Source organism: Pandoraea pneumonica (assembly GCF_902459645.1).
Classification (GTDB): domain Bacteria; phylum Pseudomonadota; class Gammaproteobacteria; order Burkholderiales; family Burkholderiaceae; genus Pandoraea; species Pandoraea pneumonica.
Genome location: NZ_CABPSK010000001.1, coordinates 393,298 through 410,803, shown reverse-complemented (window position 1 = coordinate 410,803; position 17,506 = coordinate 393,298). Strand labels below are relative to the sequence as shown.

General features: G+C 65.0%; 16 protein-coding genes. 13 read left to right on the top strand and 3 right to left on the bottom strand.

Features of this window, described 5'->3' with window-relative positions:
• The first annotated feature begins 4 nt into the window (after nucleotides 1-4).
• The 13 genes from PPN31114_RS01870 to PPN31114_RS01810 all read left to right on the top strand — a co-directional run bounded on the left by PPN31114_RS01870 (nucleotide 5) and on the right by PPN31114_RS01810 (nucleotide 15,033).
• A complete protein-coding gene (locus tag PPN31114_RS01870; RefSeq protein WP_246182363.1) occupies nucleotides 5-655 on the top strand; it encodes a COG4648 family protein in 651 nt (216 codons plus the stop codon).
• Entirely contained in the window at nucleotides 652-2,562 is a 1,911-nt protein-coding gene (locus tag PPN31114_RS01865; protein ID WP_174987566.1) for an ApeI family dehydratase, read from the top strand. Before PPN31114_RS01870 ends, PPN31114_RS01865 begins: the two co-directional genes overlap by 4 nt.
• Entirely contained in the window at nucleotides 2,559-4,373 is a 1,815-nt protein-coding gene (locus PPN31114_RS01860; protein ID WP_150677797.1) for a glycosyltransferase family 2 protein, read from the top strand. Before PPN31114_RS01865 ends, PPN31114_RS01860 begins: the two co-directional genes overlap by 4 nt.
• The gene (locus PPN31114_RS01855) at nucleotides 4,370-5,992 is read left to right on the top strand and encodes an HAL/PAL/TAL family ammonia-lyase (RefSeq protein WP_246182362.1); all 1,623 of its coding nucleotides are present in this window, start codon (nucleotides 4,370-4,372) and stop codon (nucleotides 5,990-5,992) included. Before PPN31114_RS01860 ends, PPN31114_RS01855 begins: the two co-directional genes overlap by 4 nt.
• Nucleotides 5,982-6,440 carry an acyl-CoA thioesterase gene (locus PPN31114_RS01850; protein ID WP_150677796.1) on the top strand — a complete coding sequence of 153 codons (459 nt, stop codon included), beginning with the start codon at nucleotides 5,982-5,984 and terminating at the stop codon, nucleotides 6,438-6,440. Before PPN31114_RS01855 ends, PPN31114_RS01850 begins: the two co-directional genes overlap by 11 nt.
• Nucleotides 6,425-7,117, top strand: coding sequence for a LolA family protein (locus tag PPN31114_RS01845; RefSeq protein WP_150677795.1), 693 nt, complete (start codon nucleotides 6,425-6,427; stop codon nucleotides 7,115-7,117). The genes PPN31114_RS01850 and PPN31114_RS01845 overlap by 16 nt, the downstream gene beginning before the upstream one ends.
• On the top strand, nucleotides 7,114-9,570 hold the full coding sequence (locus PPN31114_RS01840; protein WP_174987562.1) for an MMPL family transporter: 2,457 nt from the start codon (nucleotides 7,114-7,116) through the stop codon (nucleotides 9,568-9,570). The genes PPN31114_RS01845 and PPN31114_RS01840 overlap by 4 nt, the downstream gene beginning before the upstream one ends.
• Complete coding sequence (locus PPN31114_RS01835) at nucleotides 9,567-10,775, top strand: beta-ketoacyl-[acyl-carrier-protein] synthase family protein (RefSeq protein WP_150677793.1); 1,209 nt, start codon at nucleotides 9,567-9,569, stop codon at nucleotides 10,773-10,775. The genes PPN31114_RS01840 and PPN31114_RS01835 overlap by 4 nt, the downstream gene beginning before the upstream one ends.
• Entirely contained in the window at nucleotides 10,772-11,239 is a 468-nt protein-coding gene (locus PPN31114_RS01830; RefSeq protein ID WP_150677792.1) for a hotdog family protein, read from the top strand. Before PPN31114_RS01835 ends, PPN31114_RS01830 begins: the two co-directional genes overlap by 4 nt.
• A complete protein-coding gene (locus PPN31114_RS01825) occupies nucleotides 11,236-11,961 on the top strand; it encodes a 3-ketoacyl-ACP reductase FabG2 (RefSeq protein WP_150677791.1) in 726 nt (241 codons plus the stop codon). Before PPN31114_RS01830 ends, PPN31114_RS01825 begins: the two co-directional genes overlap by 4 nt.
• Complete coding sequence (locus PPN31114_RS01820) at nucleotides 11,961-13,190, top strand: beta-ketoacyl-ACP synthase (RefSeq protein WP_150677790.1); 1,230 nt, start codon at nucleotides 11,961-11,963, stop codon at nucleotides 13,188-13,190. Before PPN31114_RS01825 ends, PPN31114_RS01820 begins: the two co-directional genes overlap by 1 nt.
• Nucleotides 13,191-13,300: 110 nt before the next feature.
• Nucleotides 13,301-13,786 carry a hypothetical protein gene (locus PPN31114_RS01815; RefSeq protein ID WP_150677789.1) on the top strand — a complete coding sequence of 162 codons (486 nt, stop codon included), beginning with the start codon at nucleotides 13,301-13,303 and terminating at the stop codon, nucleotides 13,784-13,786.
• Nucleotides 13,786-15,033: a beta-ketoacyl-[acyl-carrier-protein] synthase family protein gene (locus PPN31114_RS01810; RefSeq protein ID WP_150677788.1), complete on the top strand. Its 1,248-nt coding sequence runs from the start codon at nucleotides 13,786-13,788 to the stop codon at nucleotides 15,031-15,033. The genes PPN31114_RS01815 and PPN31114_RS01810 overlap by 1 nt, the downstream gene beginning before the upstream one ends.
• Nucleotides 15,034-15,039: 6 nt before the next feature.
• Here PPN31114_RS01810 and PPN31114_RS01805 read toward each other — a convergent pair whose 3' ends face one another.
• From PPN31114_RS01805 to PPN31114_RS01795, 3 genes are all read right to left on the bottom strand, one after another.
• Nucleotides 15,040-15,780, bottom strand: a complete 741-nt coding sequence (locus PPN31114_RS01805; protein ID WP_246182361.1) for a class I SAM-dependent methyltransferase — start codon at nucleotides 15,778-15,780, stop codon at nucleotides 15,040-15,042.
• 163 nt (nucleotides 15,781-15,943) lie between these two features.
• Nucleotides 15,944-16,939 carry an NADP-dependent oxidoreductase gene (locus PPN31114_RS01800; protein ID WP_150677787.1) on the bottom strand — a complete coding sequence of 332 codons (996 nt, stop codon included), beginning with the start codon at nucleotides 16,937-16,939 and terminating at the stop codon, nucleotides 15,944-15,946.
• Nucleotides 16,940-16,953: 14 nt separating this feature from the next.
• Nucleotides 16,954-17,394 (bottom strand): PaaI family thioesterase, encoded by a 441-nt coding sequence (locus PPN31114_RS01795; RefSeq protein WP_150677786.1) that lies wholly within the window; start codon nucleotides 17,392-17,394, stop codon nucleotides 16,954-16,956.
• Nucleotides 17,395-17,506: the final 112 nt, after the last annotated feature.

Here is a 17,506-nt window from a genome sequence, read left to right as displayed (position 1 = left end):
TTGTATGTCCCGACTTCATGCCGATGCCGCGGCCTCGCTGCCGCACGCTACGCAGGCGAGAGTGCGCTGGCAGTCCGTTATCGCGGCGCTCGCCTACCCGGTGCTGATACTCGCCGGGATCTCGCTGCTCGCGCCGCGTTATCTCGCGTTACTGCTGCTCGTCGGGATCTACCTGCGTTACCGTCGCAATCTGAAGTCTCACCGTCTGCTCATGCCGGTCGAATGGGCCGTTGCCGGTGGACTGGCTGCCCTCGCTTGCGCCACGGCGCTCAGTAACAGCGAACTGCTGCTGCGCTGCTACCCGGTGGCCGTCAATGTCGGCATGGGACTGACGTTCGCCATGTCGTTGCGCTCGCCGATGCCGATGGTCGAACGTATTGCCCGGCTGCATCAGCCCGATTTGCCGGCGGACGCCACGCCCTATTTGCGTAAGGTCACGCGGGTATGGATTGGCTTCTTCGTCTTCAATGGCGCCGTCGCGCTGGCCACGGCCCTTTGGGCGTCGCGCGAAGTCTGGTCCCTCTATAACGGCGGTATCGCCTATGTCCTGATCGGTCTGCTATTCGCTGCCGAATGGCTTTGGCGCCGCCGCATGCTTGCAAAGCAGGCCGCCGCCAAAGCCGGGCACGTGCAACCGCCGGAGGCATCGGCATGAGTCGTGTGAATCCCGTTTCACAGCAAGCCCTAGGCTGCACGCCGCTGGCCGAGATCGTGTGTCGGCCGCGTGCGCCGACACTTGTTGTCTGCGTGGACGGCCGATCGCCCGCAGACAACGCCGCTCCACTGACGGCGCACGCGTGGCATGCCCGCGTTCAGTTGTTGCGGATCGCTTTTTCCGCGCGACCCGCGCAACGTCTCGCACTCTGTCTGGACGATCCGTTCGACATGAGCAGTGCGCTCTTCGCCGCTTGGTCGGCGGGCAAAACGCCGGTCGTGCTGCCCAACGCGCTGCCTCAGACGCGACGCGACTTCGCGTTCGCCTTCGACGAGGCCGTCGATGCCGAAACATTGGCGTGCGACGCGATAAGCCACGACGCCGCGAATGCTGCGACGCAGAGTGAAACGTCGACACCGCACGAGGCGCTCGCCGCGTCCTGTCAGTTGATCATTTACACATCGGGGAGCAGCGGCGAACCGAAGGCGATCACGAAAACGCTGGCACAGCTCGACGATGAAGTGCAGGCACTGCACCGGCATTGGGGCGCACAACTTCAGAACGCGCTGGTGGTCGCCAGTGTGCCGTGTCATCACATTTATGGGCTGTGGTTCCGTGTGCTGTGGCCGTTGGCCGCTGGCGTTCCGTTCGCCCGCCACACCTTCGCAGAGCCCTCGCAAGCCGTGGCATGGCGCACGTGGCCGGCCGTGGTCTGGATCGCCGGCCCCGCCCAATTGACGCGCTGGCCGGCGCTACTCGGTGTCGACGTCGACATCAGCGACAGCGCCGGTGCCTGGCCCGACGCCCCGCGCCTCACGTTTTCCTCCGGCGGTCCGCTACCGGCTGACGCTGCACTGCAATGCGCCCGCCTCGCACGCGTGTCGCGCGCGGCGGCCTCGGTTAGCGATGCCTGTGCGCCGGTCGAAGTCTTCGGCAGCACCGAGACCGGCGGCATCGCGTGGCGCCAGCAAGACCGCACATCGCAATGGACGCCGTTTGACGACACGACGGTGCGAGTCTCGGACCATGGCGCATTAGAAATCCGTTCGCCGCGCGTGAACGACGGGCAATGGTGGCCGACCGACGACGGGGCCATCGTGAACCCAGACGGTTCGTTCGTCATGACGGGGCGGCTCGACCGCACGGTGAAGATCGAAGGCAAGCGAGTCTCGTTACCGGCGGTGGAAGCGGCGCTGTTGCGCCATGCATGGGTCGACGACGCAGCTACGGTAGTGATTGCCGGACGTCTTGCTGCTGCGGTCGTGTTGAGCCGCGCCGGTCGGCGTGCATGGCGCGAACAATCGCTGGGTGCGGTACGCACCGCTATGCGCAACTCGCTGGCAGAGACGTTCGATGCGACCTTGCTCCCAAGACGCTGGCGTTTTCTCGCGGCGCTTCCCCTGAATGATCGGGGTAAGCGCACGGCTGCGGACGTGGCCGCGCTCTTCTCACCGGCCTCCCCGTGGCTGCCGTCGGTGATGGGCGTTCGCCTGAACGACACAGACGAGGCGAATGGCACCGGGACGCTGCCGGACAAGGCGCGCGCGGTCGTGCTGTCATTGCGCGTGCCGCCCGATCTGGCGCATTTCGAAGGCCATTTCCCCGGACTGCCGCTGTTGCCCGGCGTCGTGCTCATCGACTGGGCCACCCGATTCGCCGCGGAACATGCGTCGGCCGACCCCGCGCTAGGTGCGTGGGTGAGCGCGCCGAACACGTTGCAGCAAGTGAAATTCTCTGCCCCTGTATTGCCAGGGACACGGTTCGATCTCTCGCTGACGTACGATGTTTCCCGCTGCCGCGTGCACTACGCCTACGAAGGGGCGAAAGGCACGGCCGCCACCGGCTATCTCGCATATCCCGCGCCGTCCGCCTCCGCGGACGTCGTTGCCGGAGATGTGCCGCAATGAACGCACGCCTCGATGCCCAGCGCTTGCCCGATGCCGCTTCGCCTTGCCAGCCCTGCCAGCCCTTCCGGCCTTGCATTCTGATTCCGGTGTACAACCACCCGGCGCATATCGCGCGCATCGTCGAGACCTTGCTCGCCCAAGCGCTGCCGGTTCTGCTGGTCGACGACGGCAGCGATGCGCCCACGCGGGCCGTGCTCGATGCCATTCATGCTGCGCATCCGCACACGGTGACGCTCGAACGCCTGCCGCGCAACCTCGGCAAAGGCGGCGCGGTCGCCCACGGATTACGTCGGGCGCATACGCTTGGCTATACGCACGCGTTGCAAGTCGACGCCGATGGTCAGCACGATCTCGCGGACGTCCCCGTCTTTCTCGATGACGCACGTCAGCGCCCCGATGCGGTGATCTGCGGAACGCCTCGCTACGATGCGTCGGTCCCCAAGGGGCGTTTGTACGGCCGCTATATCACGCACTTTTGGGTGTGGGTCGAGACGCTGTCGTTCGATATCGCCGATTCGATGTGCGGGTTTCGCGTGTATCCGCTAGCCGCCACCGCCGCCCTGCTCGCACGGCATCGGCCGCCACCGCGCATGGCGTTCGACACGGACATTCTGGTGCGCCTGTACTGGCAAGGGGTGCCCGTGCAGAACCGGCGCACACGCGTCGTCTATCCGGACAACGGGGTATCGCACTTCCAGATGTTCCGCGACAACGTGGGCATTTCGTGGATGCATACGCGGCTCGTTTGCGCGATGCTGCCCCGCATACCGGCATTGTTATGGCGCAAGCTGTGCCGGACATCGGCAACACCACCGGCCTCACTTCCCACGCCCGACGCGCCCGACGCTACGACCAACCTCGCTTGGTGGCGGCGCCCCGAGCGCGGTAGTCTGCTAGGCATGCGCGTGCTGGCGCTTGCCTGCCGATGGTTTGGCCTGCGTACGGCGCGCGTCTGCCTGATCCCGGTGGTGGCCTATTTCGCCTTGAAGGACACGCAGGCCTGTGCCGCCTCGCGCGACTACCAACAGCGGCTTGGCACGGCGGCCCCCGAACTTGGCTGGGCAGCCCCGACGCGCTGGCGCACGTTCCAGCATCTACTCGCGTTCGCCAACGCCGCACTGGACAAATTCGCCGCCTGGCGCGGACTGCTCGGTGAGCGCCACGTGCAGGTCGAGGACGACGCAACGCTCGACACCGCCGCCAACGATGCCCGTGGCGCGCTCGTGATCGGATCGCACCTCGGCAATCTGGAGATGACGCGGGCACTCGCCCGTTCGCGCGGCATCGATCGCATTCACGCGGTGGTCTACACCCGCCACGCGCAGCGCTTCCGTTCCATGCTCGCCGGGACGAATCAGGACTTTGCGCACAACCTGATCGAAGTCGACGACATCGGCCCCGCCACCGCCATCATGCTGCGCGAGCGCATCGACCGTGGCGACTGGCTTGTCATTGTGGGCGATCGCGTGCCGTCCGCCGACGGTGGACGCGTGGTGCAGGTGCCCTTCTTCGGCGAACCCGCCCCCTTTGCCCAAGGCCCGTTCATTCTTGCCGCGTTGCTCGAATGTCCGGTGTATCTGCTCTTCTGCCTGCGCGACAAAGGCCCTAACAAACGTCGCGGCACGGATATTTACCGGCTGTATTTCGAACGGTTCGCCGATGCGGTGACATTGCCACGCGCCCGACGCGAAGCGGCATTGCGCAGCTACGCCGAGCAGTACGCGCAACGTCTCGAGCACTACTGCCGGCAATACCCGACGCAGTGGTTCAACTTTTTCGATTTCTGGCAAGGCAAGTCGCCACAGTCATGATGGAACTCCCGATTTCACTCTCCGGCGCCCTCGACGGCACCGGCAACCCCGCTCGCCATGCTGTGCCCGATGCCCGCCTCAGCGACGCGTCGGCCGTGGTGTTCGGTCACGACCGGCTGACGATCGAAGACATTCTGGCGCTGGCGCAGCGCACCCGTCGCGCGCGTTTGTCGACCGACGCTGCGTGGCGAGACCGCATTCGTCGCGGCGTCGACGCACTCCACGCCCATCTCGCGGCGGGACGCCCCGTCTATGGCGTGACTACCGGCTATGGCGATGCCTGCGTCGTCGACGTGCCAGCCACGCTCATCGAAGCCCTGCCCGCCCAACTCACCCGCTATCACGGCTGCGGCATGGGGGAATGGCTCGACGACGACGCCGTACGTGCCGTGCTCGCCTGCCGTCTGGCGTCGCTTGCCCAGGGATACTCGGCGGTCCGTCCGGAACTGCTCGAGGCGCTCGTCCACCTGCTCACACATGACGTGTTGCCGCGCATTCCGGCGGAAGGCTCCGTGGGCGCCAGCGGCGACCTCACACCGCTCTCCTACGTGGCAGCCACCCTTATCGGTGAGCGTGACGTCAGGTATCGCGGCCGCCTGTGCGCTGCCACCGAAGCGCTGGCCGCCACGGGCGGTGCACCGATTCGCCTGGCCCCCAAGGAAGGCCTCGCGCTGATGAACGGCACGGCCGTCATGACGGCGCTGGCCAGCCTCGCTTTCGCGCGAAGCCGCTCACTGGCGCGACTGGCGTCCCGCCTGACGGCACTCACGACCGTGGCGCTCGACGGCCGCGCAGCACACTTCCACCCGACGCTCTTCGACGCGAAGCCGCACGAAGGGCAACGCGACGCCGCCCGTTGGATTCGCGACGATCTGGCCGGCCGCATGGAACCGCCAGAAGCTCGGATTCAAGATCGTTACTCGCTGCGATGCGCGCCGCACGTCGTCGGGGTGCTCGTCGATGCCCTCAGTTGGGTGCGTCGCGACGTCGAGAACGAGATCAACAGCGCCAACGACAATCCGCTCATCGATCCCGATACCGGTGAAGTGCATCACGGCGGCAACTTCTACGGCGGGCACATTGCGTTCGCGATGGACAGCCTGAAAACGGCGGTCGCCAATATCGCGGACCTGATGGACCGCCAACTGGCGCTGCTCGTGGACGACAAGTTCAACAACGGCCTGCCCCGCAATCTCAGCGGCGCTACCGGACCGCGCGCCCCGATCAATCACGGCTTCAAGGCGGTGCAGATCGGCGCGTCGGCGTGGACCGCCGAGGCACTCAAGCACACCATGCCGGCCAGCGTGTTCTCACGCTCCACCGAGTCGCATAACCAAGACAAGGTCAGCATGGGGACGATCGCGGCGCGCGATTGCCTGCGCGTACTGATGCTCACCGAGCAGGTGGCTGCCGCCCACACGCTCGCCGTCGCGCAAGCGGTAAAACTGCGCGAACGCCTCTCGCCCGACAGCGCACCGTTGCCTGACACGTTGCGCCAGTGGCTCGATAGCGTCGCCGCTCGGTCGCCGTTCGTCGACGAAGATCGCGCGCTTGAACACGAGTTGCGTACCGTACGTGCGTGGATTGCCGAAGGAGGCGACCTGCCCCATGACGACTGACACCGTCGGCCGCCGGCCGGAAAAGGCACCGTGGCTCGTTGCGACGGCCGACGTCGAGATTCCCTTCCATGACGTCGATGTGATGCAAGTCGCATGGCACGGCCATTACGTCAAATACTTCGAACTCGCTCGCTGCGCACTGCTGCGCCGCTTCGACTACGACTATCCGCAAATGCAGGCTTCCGGTTACGTGTGGCCGGTTGTCGAGTGTCATCTCAAATACGTCCGTCCGGCGCGTTACGGACAGCGCGTGCGCGTGAGCGCGTCGCTCACCGAGTACGAGAACCGCTTACGTATTGCGTATGAGATTCACGATATCGCCACCGAAGAACGCATCACCAAGGGCTACACCGTGCAAGTTGCCGTCGATGCGCGCAACGGTGAACTGCAATTCGTGAGTCCGCCTGTGGTCGTTGAGAAGTTGGAGGCCGCATGGGCCGCCGCCTGACCCAGCGCGCGGCAAGCGCACTGCTTCCCGTCGTGCTATCGCTCATCGGTATGTCCGCGGCGCCTGCGGTTGTGGCCGTCGAGTCCGCGCCGGTGCCGACACAAGACTCTGCGGCGGCAGACCTGGCATTGCTCAAGCGCATTCTTGCGCAGATCGGCGCCTACCCCGTCGTGCACGCTGATTTTCTCCAGACGCGCACGTCGCCGCTACTCTCAGCGCCGGCGATCACCCGCGGCTCGCTCGTATTCGCGCGTGAACGCGGGGTGGTCTGGCAAGTGCATTCGCCCCAGCCGCAAGGGTATGTCTACGGCCGGCAGCGCAGCGCCCGCCTCGATGCCGACGGCACGGTGTTGTCGCTCGACATGCAAGCGTCGGCGCTCACGCAACAAATCAACGAGTGGACTAGCGCATTCATGCACGGCGACACCAGCGGGTTAGCGTCGCAATTCTCGGTCGCCGTCACAGGCACCGTGAACCGCTGGCAGATCGTGCTGACGCCATCGCAACCGCAGGTTGCGCAGGCCATGCGCCGCCTCACGCTCAACGGTGATACCGTCGTGCGCGGTGTCGCGCTCGAGACCCGGCGTGGCGAGTCCGTGCGATGGCAGTTCGAGAAGGTGCGCACGGGCGACGCGCTCGATGCGAACGAGCAACGTTTGCTGCGAACAGTCGAATGACGCCACGAATCCGGGCACTTCGCCGTGCACTCACGTTCGCCTTCACCACGGGCGTCGTGCTGTTGGGACTGTGGCTGATTGCCGTGCGCCATCTGCCGCTTGAGACCAACGTGCTGGCCTTGTTGCCGACAACGGAGAGAAACCCCGTAGCCGAGCAAGCCGTCGACCACCTCGCGGGCAGCGTGAGCGATCGCGTGGTGGTGTTGATCGGGGCCAAGGACGCCAGCACGGCGCGCGCGGCCGCGGCGCGCTTCGATGCGCTTGCACGCGAGAGCGATGCTTTCTCCAACGTGCAGGGCAAAATCCCGCCGTTCGATCCCGCGTTTCTCTCGAATTTTTACCTCCCTCACCGCTTCCAGCTGCTCTCGCAGGACGACCGCGCGGCGCTTGAAGCCGAGCTGCGACGCCACCCAGCCAGCGCCGTAGACGACGCGCCGACCTCCAACACGTCACTGCCGTCGCTATCGCTGACCAATTCACCGTTTGGCCTGACCGATGCCGCCGACGATCCGTTCGGCTGGCTCGACCGCTGGCTCATTCGCCTACCGTTCGGTCAGCTTCGCATGTTGCCGGACGCGGGCTGGCTCAGCGCCCGTCATGACGACAAGACGTGGGTGCTGGTGCTGCTGCAAACGCGTGGCGCCGCCTTCGAGAGCAATGTCCAGCAACGTGTCACGCGATGTTTCGAGACCGCGCAATCGCAGATCGTCGAAGCCACGCCGGGCGTGGAGATGCTGCGCAGCGGCGCCGTCTTTCACGCGGCGAGCGCGAGAGCGCAAGCCGAGCGGGAATTGCACCGCATCGGCATCGTGGCAACACTAGGAATTGCACTGCTCACGCTCTGGGCGTTCCGTTCGGGCCGCTTGCTTGCCATGGGGTTAGCCACCGTCGCCTTCGGCACCCTGTGCGCGGCGGTCGCCACGCTGGCAATCTTCGGCGAGATGCATCTGCTCACGCTCGTCTTTGGCGCCGCGCTGATCGGCGAGACGGTCGACTACGCCATCCAGTACTTCGTCGGTGTCGGCGGTCTGTCGCGCGACGCCGCGCAGCGAACCTTGCCCGTGATTCGTCCGGCGTTGCGTATCGCGCTCGCCACTAGCGTGCTGGGCTACGCAATTCTCGGCGCGGTGCCGTTCCCCGCGTTGCGCCAGATCGCCGTCTTCGCACTTGCCGGTCTACTCTCGTCCTATACCTTCGTTGTCTGGGCGTTGCCGGCCTTCCTCCCGCGAAACGTACCGCCGCTGCGCGCACCGGTCATCCGGCTGGCGCACCGTTGGCTTCGGGTCTGGGGCGCGGCACTCGCGGGCCGCAAAGGCACGGTTATCGGCTGCCTGATCCTGCTGGCATGCCTGCCCGGATGGTGGCGGCTGGGTGTCGACGACGACATCCGCCGCCTGATTTCCCGTGAACCGTCGCTGGTCGCACAGGAACAAGCGATCTCGCGCATCACCGGTATCGACGGCGCGACGCAGTTCTGGCTGGTGCAAGCCGATAGCGACGAAGCGTTGCTGCGTCGCGAAGAGCAGCTTGGCGCGCGTCTCGATCAAGTTGCCAGCGGCAAAGACGCGCCGTTCACTGGCTGGACGGGCGTGTCTCAGTTTGTGCCTTCCATGCAACGTCAACTCGACAATCGCGCGCTCTTCGGTGCGGCCCGTTTCGATTCGCCCGACGCACTGACGGCTGCCATGACCCGTGCCGGGTTCCGTGCCGACTTCGCGCGTCAATACGCCAATGCCTTTGCGACCGAGAGCGACACGCCGCCGCTTCGCATCGGCGACTGGCTCGCGTGGCCCGGCTCGACGCCGTACCGCATGCTCTGGATGGGACAGGTCGGCGCGATCGCCACGCTCCACGCCGGGACCTCAAACGCAAACGCCAACGGCTTCGCCAGCCTCGTGCGCCCGCTGGGGCTGCGTGACAGCGCGGCGGCAGCGCAAGTGGCGGCCGATTTGCCCGGCGTGACCTACGTCGATAAAGCGGCGTCCATTTCCAATCTGTTTGCGCGCTATCGGCACGCGAGCGGCTTGTGGTTCGGCGCGGCGCTGGCGGTGGTGGCCGTTCTGCTCGCCCGTCGATATGGGTGGCGCGGCGCCATTGCCACCCTCATGCCCACGCTACTCGCGTCAGCCGCCGTCTTCGCCGCGTTCGGCTACCTCGGTTTGCCACTCACGTTGTTCGCACAGATGGGCTTGATGCTCGTGCTGGGCGTGGGGGTGAACTACGCGATCTTTCTGCGCGAGGGTGAGCTGCGTGCGGGTGACGATGAACAGATGGCTGCGATTGCGGTGGCCGGTACGCTGATGTCGGCAGCCACCACGCTGCTGTCGTTTGGCTTGCTCGCCTTTAGCGGCATGCCGAGCTTGCAAGCCTTCGGCCTGACGCTGACGATCGGCATCGCGCTCGCGCTACTGCTTGCGCCCTACAGCTTGCGTTTTCCGGAATTGCGTTCATGAAGTCCCCTGTCTATCTCCACGCGCTCGGCATGATCAATGCGCTGGGCCATGATCTGCCCGATATCGCCGAGCGTCTGTTCGCCGGCGACACGTCGGGCATGCAGGCGCACGGCCAATGGCATGCCGCTGGTACGCATTCGGCGCCTGTGGTCGGTGCGGTGCGCCTTCCCGATCACGAACTTCCCTCGCTTCCCGACCGGCTAAAGCGCTACGACTGCCGCAACAACCGCTTTTTGGTTGCCGCCGCCGAACCCTTGCGTGCCGTGCTGGCAGAACACATTCAACGCCATGGCGCGACGCGCATCGGCGTGGTCATCGGCACGAGTACCTCGGGTATCGCAGAAGGCGAAGCGGCACTGCGCTCACTCGCCGCCAGCGGCACATTGCCGGGCCACTATCACTACCGGCAGCAGGCGCTCGGCGCCCCGGCGCAGTTCCTTGCCGAACTGCTGGGGGTCCATGGCCCCGCCTACACCATTTCGACGGCCTGCACCTCGAGTGCAAAGGCGTTTGGCGCGGCTCGCCGTCTCATCGATAGCGGCGTGTGCGATGCGGTGGTGACCGGTGGTGCAGATGCCCTGTGTGCGCTGACGCTCGGTGGTTTTGGCGCGCTCGAGTCGCTCGCGCAAGGTCTGTCGCGCCCCATGAGCCGTCATCGCGACGGCATCAACATCGGCGAAGGGGCGATGCTCTGCCTGATGTCACGCACGCCCGGGAACATCGTCTTTTCCGGCATTGGCGATTCGAGCGACGCCCATCACATTTCGGCGCCGGCCCCTGACGGCAGCGGTGCCATCGATGCCATGCGCGCCGCATTACGCGACGCCGGTCTCGCTCCTGCGCAAATCGACTACGTGCATCTGCATGCCACGGGCACACCGAAGAACGACGCCATGGAAAGTCTCGCGACGCACACCTGCTTCGAGCATTCGCCTTGGGTGAGTGGCACCAAGCCGATGACAGGCCATCTGCTCGGTGCCGCAGGCGCCACCGGCATCGGCATTTGCTGGCTCACGCTAGAAGCCGGCGGCCGTTTGCCGCCGCACGTCTGGGACGGCGCTACCGATGAGACACTCAGCCCGTTACGTCTCACCCCTGTCGGCACCACACTGGGCCGCGCGCCCCGTCATGTGATGACGAACGCGTATGCATTCGGCGGTAACAACGCCAGTGTGATTCTCTCGCGTGCGGAGGCCTGGCAATGACCGCGTCGACGCCATGGCCGCCCATCGAAACCCTGCTACCGCACCGGCCGCCCATGCTGTTGATCGACGCCGTCTGCGAATACGATGCCGAGTCGATCTGCGTTCAGGCAACGCCCGACGCGCATGCGTGGTACGCCGACGCGAGCGGCAACATGCCCGTTCATATCGTGATCGAACTCATGGCGCAGGCGATTGCCGCGCATGAGGCGCTCACACGCCGCAACAGCGGCCTGCCACCGGCACCCGGCGTGTTGCTCGGTACGCGCAGGCTCGAAGCGAATGTCGCGTCGCTGCGCGCCGGCGTGCCGGTGCTGGTGCGCGCGGCCTGCGTGCTGCGCGACGACACTGGCAACGGAGCTTACGACTGCCGCGTGGACATCGACGGCGACGCCGTTGCCAGCGCCACGATCAAGGTTCATCAGCCGACCGATTTTTCTGCATTTTTGTTGGAGCATCTATCATGACCCGACGCGTTCTCGTCACCGGCAGCAGCCGGGGCATCGGGCGGGCAATTGCCCTGCGCCTCGCTCAGGACGGCTTTGCCGTCACCGTCCATTGCCGCGAACAAGTCGGCCCCGGTGAGGCCACCGTGGCCGAAATTCGCGCGGCCGGCGGTACCGCCCATCTCGTGCAGTTCGACGTGCGCGACCGGCAGACCTGCCGCGAGACCCTCGAAGCGGATGTCGCCGAACACGGCGCCTATTACGGCATTGTTTGCGGCGCAGGCATCACACGCGATAACGCGTTCCCCGCGCTGTCCGACGACGATTGGGACAGCGTGCTCGATACAAGTCTCGACGGCTTCTTCAACGTCGTTCACCCGCTCAGCATGCCGATGGTGCGCCTGCGCGCCGGCGGGCGCATTGTCACGGTGGCTTCGGTCTCCGGTGTCATGGGCAATCGCGGGCAGGTGAATTACAGCGCTGCCAAGGCGGGCCTGATCGGCGCCACTAAAGCACTGGCGGCCGAACTCGCATCGCGCCGCATTACCGTGAACTGCGTCGCCCCCGGTCTGGTGGACACGGGCATGCTCGAAGGGGTAGCGCTGGACGAAGCCCTGCGCATGGTGCCGATGAATCGCGTCGGCACGCCGGACGAGGTGGCGCACGTGGTGTCGTTCTTGATGTCTGACGGCGCGAGCTACGTGACGCGTCAGGTGATCGGTGTCAATGGAGGGATCATCTGATGACGCGTGTTGTGGTTACCGGATACGGCGGCATCACGGCCTTAGGCAGCCGCTGGGAAGATATCGAGATTGCACTGCGCGCCGGCCGGAATGCCGTGCGCCGCATGCCGGAGTGGGACTACTTCGAAATGCTCAACGGGCGTCTCGCCTGTCCCGTAGAAGACTTCGCGCCGCCGCCCCACTGGCCACGCAAGCAACTGCGCTCGATGGGGCGCGTGGCCCAGTTGGCGCTTCGGGCCACCGAACACGCCCTTGCCCATGCTGGGCTCGACGTGACGGCGGGCGATCCGGGCGATATCGGCGTAGCTTACGGTTCGTCGTCCGGCAGCATCGCGCCGATTCAAGCGTTTGGCGTGATGGTCGAAACGGGATCGATGGCGGGCGTCACCTCGACGAGCTACATCCAGATGATGCCGCACACGACGGCCGTCAACATCGGCGTGCATTTCGGACTGCAAGGCCGCATCATTCCCACGTCGAGCGCATGTACCTCGGGCAGTCAGGCGATCGGCTACGCCTACGAGGCCATCCGGTTCGGCCGCACGAAAGTGATGCTCGCCGGCGGTGCCGAAGAGTTGTCCGGCCCCGGCAGTGCCGTGTTCGACACGCTGTACGCGACGAGCACGCGCAATGACGAACCGCAGCTCACGCCCCGCCCGTTCGATGCGGCACGCGACGGTCTCGTCGTGGGTGAAGGGGCCGCCACGCTGGTGCTCGAATCGCTCGAACACGCGCAGGCGCGCGGCGCCACGATTCTCGCGGAAATTGTCGGTTTCGGATGTAATACCGACGGCAATCACGTCACGCAACCTACCGCTGCCACCATGGCGCGTGCCATGCAACTGGCGCTCGACGATGCCGGGCTGACACCGCACGCCATCGACTACATCAGCGCCCACGGCACCGCAACCGACCGGGGCGATATCGCCGAGAGCGAAGCGACCGCCAGCCTCTTCGGAAGCGGTGTACCGATTAGCGCCATGAAGAGTTACCTCGGTCACACGCTGGGTGCCTGCGGGGCGATCGAAGCCTGGTGGGCCATCGAAATGATGCGTCGCGACTGGTTTGCCGGCACGCTCAATCTCGATACCCCAGACCCGGCCTGCGCTTCACTCGACCACATCGGCGGTGCCGCTGGCCGTCAACTGGAAACGCAGCGAATCATGAGCAATAACTTCGCGTTCGGTGGCATCAATACGTCGCTGATCTTTCAACGATTTGTGGATTGAACGCGATCAATTACGCAACACGTTGGTAACCCAATGACGCAACGGGGTCATCGCCGGGCCTAACCGGCGATATACCCAGTAACGTCGCTCACAAACGCAATGGAGAAAACATGCAGACTCGTCGACGCCTGCTCGCCGCCTCGCTCGCTGTCACCCTGACGGCCATGCTCGCCCCTGCCGCACACGCCGCCCGTCCCGCCGTGCCGATCGTGCCGCACGACAACATGCCGATCGTCTCGGGCAGCGGCAAACCGTTGTCGCTCGAAGAGATCCGTGGTGCTATCACGCGCGGTGCCGCCGGGCACGACTGGGCCACCACGCAAGACAAGCCGGGCGAACTCGTTGCCTCGATCAATGTGCGCAACAAGCACTACGCGTCGGTGACCATCAAGTACACGGAAACGGCGTATTCGGTGTCCTACCGCGACAGCACGAATCTCGAGTACGCTCTCTCCGGCGCACCGGCGGCCTCCTCACGCCGCGAAGACTTCAATAACACCGCGCTGCCCGCCAATACGCCGATGATTCACCCCAACTACAACCGTTGGGTCGACACGCTGATCCGCGACATCAACGCGGAACTGCGCCGCCTCTGATGTCTCGCTTTCATCGCCCCGACGGATTGGCTCGGGTGGTCGTCACCGGCCTCGGGATGGTTTCCGCGGCCGGTCATTCGCGCGAGGTGATCGTCGACGCGTTGCGCCAGCAGAAAAGCGGCGTGCATGAGGCACCGGATTACGTCGCACACGGCCTGCGCAGCACCGTCACCGGGCGGCCGCACGCCGGATCGCTCGACGACGCGGCGTTACCACGCAAGCTGCGGCGGTTCATGGGCGACACGGCGCTATATGCCAGCCACGCCGCCCTGCGCGCCGTGGCAGACGCCGGACTCGACGCCGCGACACTGAGCAACGGACGATGCGGTGTCGTCGTCGGCTCCGGTACCGGGGCGATGAAAGACTTCGAAGAGGCGCTGGACGTCGCGCGAGAAAGTGGTGCGACACGCGTATTGCCCTACGTCGTGCCACGCGCCATGTCGAGCACGGCGCAAGCCGCGTTATCTGCCCTATTCGATCTGCGCGGCGTGGGATATGCCATTTCGTCGGCATGCTCGACGTCGATTCATTGCGTCGGACACGCGGTCGATCTGCTGCGTCTCGGCCGCCAAGATGTGATGCTCGCGGGCGGCAGTGAGGAAGCCCCTTGGGGTGCCGCGATGTGTTTCGATGCGATGGGCGTCCTCTCCCGCGCGCGCAATGCGACACCCGACAAGGCATCCCGGCCGTTCGACGCCGAGCGCGACGGCTTCGTGCTCGGAGGCGGTGGCGCCATCGTCGTGCTGGAAACCCTCGCACATGCCGAAGCACGCGGTGCCCGAGCGCTCGCCGAAATTACAGGGGTGGGTGTTGGCACTTGCGCTTCGCGTGCGTTCGGTGTGGATATCGCGACAATGAGCGATGTCGTCAAAGCCGCTTGTCAGGATATTCCGGCACCGCCCGGCTTTATCAGCGCCCATGCCAATGGGTCGGTCGAGGGCGATACCGTGGAGTTGGCAGCACTGGCCGATGCCTTCGGCGGTGTGTCCGAGCTACCGGCCATCACTTCGATCAAAGGCATCACTGGTCACACGGTCGCCGCGGCCGGTGCGATGCAGATTGCCTGTGCCATCTGGGCGATGCACGAGGGCTTCGTCCCGGGCGCGGCCAACATCGATAGCCTGCCCGCCGAAGCCGCCGCTTATCCGATCTGGAGAGAGAGCCGCGACGCTGCTGCCCGCAGCGCGTTGATCAATACGTTCGGCTTTGGTGGCACCTACGGCGCGCTCACACTGGCGCGCATCTAAGGGCGGTTACGCCAGCGGTTTTCTCGCGACCACGTTCACCAACGTCTCTTCGCGTTCGCCGAACACTCGGCGTCGCTGCAACTTCATGCGTTCGAGCAGCCCGAAGTCCTTGGCCCGGCTCCACCACAAGTAGGGGTAGGAAACGTTCTCAGGCTCGAACGTGAATCCCGCCTCGCGAATCATGTCGAGGTAACCCTCTGCGCTGCGCTGAACGTGCATCGGATGGCGGAACAGCAATCGGATCACCCATGATCGGATGTAGGCCTCCGTCGACTCGGCGAAGCACAGCAGACCGCCCGGCTTGAGGACACGATAGAACTCGGCCAGCGCGGCCTCCTGATAGACCAGATGATGGAACGTCTGATGGCAGAAGACGATATCGCAACTGGCATCGGGCAGCGGAATCGCCGAACAATCCCCCGAATGCAGTTCGACCGGCACCCCGGCGGCGCGCGCATGCGCTTGGGCATCGTCGAGCGCCGGCGCGAAGCAATCCACCCCGATCAGACGCGAGGGTACGAAATAACGATGCAGCAGAGGCAGCGACTGCCCATGGCCGCAACCGGCGTCGAGTACGACGGGTGCAGGCGGCACGGTACCGCGCGCCAGTTGCAACAAGTCCTCGATCGCCACACGCAACACGTGATGACGCCATGTGTAGGTCTTGAGGAACCAATTTCCGAAGCGGGTTTCGGGAACGAACGCCTTGGCGGATGACAGGGAAGACGGATTGGCAGCGCTGGTCACAATAGCGGGGTACCGCTCTGGCGGTTTATTGAATGGAATCCCGCTATTGTGCCAACTGCCTCATCTCATGGAAAGGACGCGAAGCGCTATCCCCCTGAAATTCAGGGGTACTTGATAAATTCGAGAAAAATCCTGCGCCGTATCGGCCTATTCGCGCGCCCGGTTACACCAGCCGAACGATCTGCTTGCCGAAGTTTTCGCCCTTGAGCAAACCGAGGAACGCCGCAGGGGCACTCTCCAATCCTTGCGTCATCGTTTCGCGATAATGCAATTCGCCCGCGGCGATGGCGTCGGTCAGTTCGGTGAGTGCCTGCGGCCAGATATCGAGATGCTCGGTAACGATGAAGCCCTCGAGCCGCACGCGGTTCGTCAGCAATAGCGCCGGATATTTCAATGGCGCGGGTTGCCCGTCGTACCCGGCGATCATGCCGCACAACGCAATGCGCGAATGGGCGTTGATGTTGCCCAGCACGGCATCGAATACGGCGCCTCCCACGTTTTCGAAATACCCGTCGATACCGTCGGGCGCCGCAGCACGCAATGCCTCGTACACATTGCCCGCCTTATAGTCGACGCAGGCATCGAACCCTAGCGTTTCGGTGACATACGCGCACTTTTGCGGCCCGCCTGCGATACCGACGACGCGGCATCCCATACGCTTAGCCAACTGGCCAACCACGCTGCCTACCGCGCCTGACGCCGCGCTCACGGCCACCGTCTCGCCTGCCTTGGGCGCGATGATCTTGTTCAAGCCGTACCACGCCGTCACCCCCGGCATACCGGCCGCACCGAGATACACACTCATCGGCACCCGCACCGCATCGACACGGCGCAAGTTGCTACCGTCGGAGATGCCGTACTCCTGCCAACCGAACATCGCCGTCACTGCGTCGCCGGGCTGCCAGTCGGGATGCCGCGACTCGATGACCTCGCCGACCGTCGCTCCCACCATCACGGCGTCGAGCGGTTGCGGCGGCGCGTACGACTTGGTGTCGTTCATGCGGCCGCGCATATAGGGGTCGAGCGACAGATAGAAATTGCGCACCAGCACCTGCCCGTCGCCGAGTTCGGGCAGTTCGGGCGCGGCGAGGTGGAAGTTGTCCAGCGTGGCCTCGCCCTTGGGACGCGAAACCAACAGAATTTGGCGGTTGATCGTCATGACTTACGCTCCGGTTAGTCGCCTTGCGGATCGTCGGGACGTCGTTGCTGGCGAACCTCGCGGCCCACCGCCAATCGACGCAAATATTTGAACGTGCCCATCGCCTTGGCAACCAATTTGCCGTCGGCGTCGCGCACTTCGCCTTCGCAATACGCCATCGTCGTCGAGCGATGCAGCACGCGGCCAAACGCGCGCATCTCGCCCGACCCCGGTTGCATAAAGCTCGTCTTCATTTCGATGGTCACGACACCGCTGCCCTCCGGTGCGGCACTGCGGCTCGCGGTACTCAGCGCCACATCGAGCAGCGCCATCGTCACGCCCCCGTGCATCACTTCCCAACTGTTCAAGTGCTGGGGTGCGAGATTCAGACGCAGTTCGGACTCGCCCCCTTCGGCACGCAAAAGCTCGATGCCGAGGTGATCGATAAAGCCGGAGCGGATCGATAACGTGCTCATCGCGGGCTCCAGTGATTCAAATGGGATGCGCCGCAACGGCGGCTGTCGTGTCGATAAGGCATTGGGTAAAACATTTCCGTCATTTTCAGCATGAGACGCAGTCCACAGCGGC

What these genes read in the sequence shown, in the direction of transcription:
- PPN31114_RS01865 (WP_174987566.1), top strand. Translation starts at nt 652, where the DNA reads ATGAGTCGTGTGAATCCCGTTTCACAGCAAGCCCTAGGCTGCACGCCG.
- PPN31114_RS01815 (WP_150677789.1), top strand. Translation starts at nt 13,301, where the DNA reads ATGCAGACTCGTCGACGCCTGCTCGCCGCCTCGCTCGCTGTCACCCTG.
- PPN31114_RS01810 (WP_150677788.1), top strand. Translation starts at nt 13,786, where the DNA reads ATGTCTCGCTTTCATCGCCCCGACGGATTGGCTCGGGTGGTCGTCACC.
- PPN31114_RS01835 (WP_150677793.1), top strand. Translation starts at nt 9,567, where the DNA reads ATGAAGTCCCCTGTCTATCTCCACGCGCTCGGCATGATCAATGCGCTG.
- PPN31114_RS01840 (WP_174987562.1), top strand. Translation starts at nt 7,114, where the DNA reads ATGACGCCACGAATCCGGGCACTTCGCCGTGCACTCACGTTCGCCTTC.
- PPN31114_RS01825 (WP_150677791.1), top strand. Translation starts at nt 11,236, where the DNA reads ATGACCCGACGCGTTCTCGTCACCGGCAGCAGCCGGGGCATCGGGCGG.
- PPN31114_RS01860 (WP_150677797.1), top strand. Translation starts at nt 2,559, where the DNA reads ATGAACGCACGCCTCGATGCCCAGCGCTTGCCCGATGCCGCTTCGCCT.
- PPN31114_RS01800 (WP_150677787.1), bottom strand. Translation starts at nt 16,939, where the DNA reads ATGACGATCAACCGCCAAATTCTGTTGGTTTCGCGTCCCAAGGGCGAG.
- PPN31114_RS01820 (WP_150677790.1), top strand. Translation starts at nt 11,961, where the DNA reads ATGACGCGTGTTGTGGTTACCGGATACGGCGGCATCACGGCCTTAGGC.
- PPN31114_RS01870 (WP_246182363.1), top strand. Translation starts at nt 5, where the DNA reads ATGTCCCGACTTCATGCCGATGCCGCGGCCTCGCTGCCGCACGCTACG.
- PPN31114_RS01795 (WP_150677786.1), bottom strand. Translation starts at nt 17,394, where the DNA reads ATGAGCACGTTATCGATCCGCTCCGGCTTTATCGATCACCTCGGCATC.
- PPN31114_RS01850 (WP_150677796.1), top strand. Translation starts at nt 5,982, where the DNA reads ATGACGACTGACACCGTCGGCCGCCGGCCGGAAAAGGCACCGTGGCTC.
- PPN31114_RS01855 (WP_246182362.1), top strand. Translation starts at nt 4,370, where the DNA reads ATGATGGAACTCCCGATTTCACTCTCCGGCGCCCTCGACGGCACCGGC.
- PPN31114_RS01830 (WP_150677792.1), top strand. Translation starts at nt 10,772, where the DNA reads ATGACCGCGTCGACGCCATGGCCGCCCATCGAAACCCTGCTACCGCAC.
- PPN31114_RS01845 (WP_150677795.1), top strand. Translation starts at nt 6,425, where the DNA reads ATGGGCCGCCGCCTGACCCAGCGCGCGGCAAGCGCACTGCTTCCCGTC.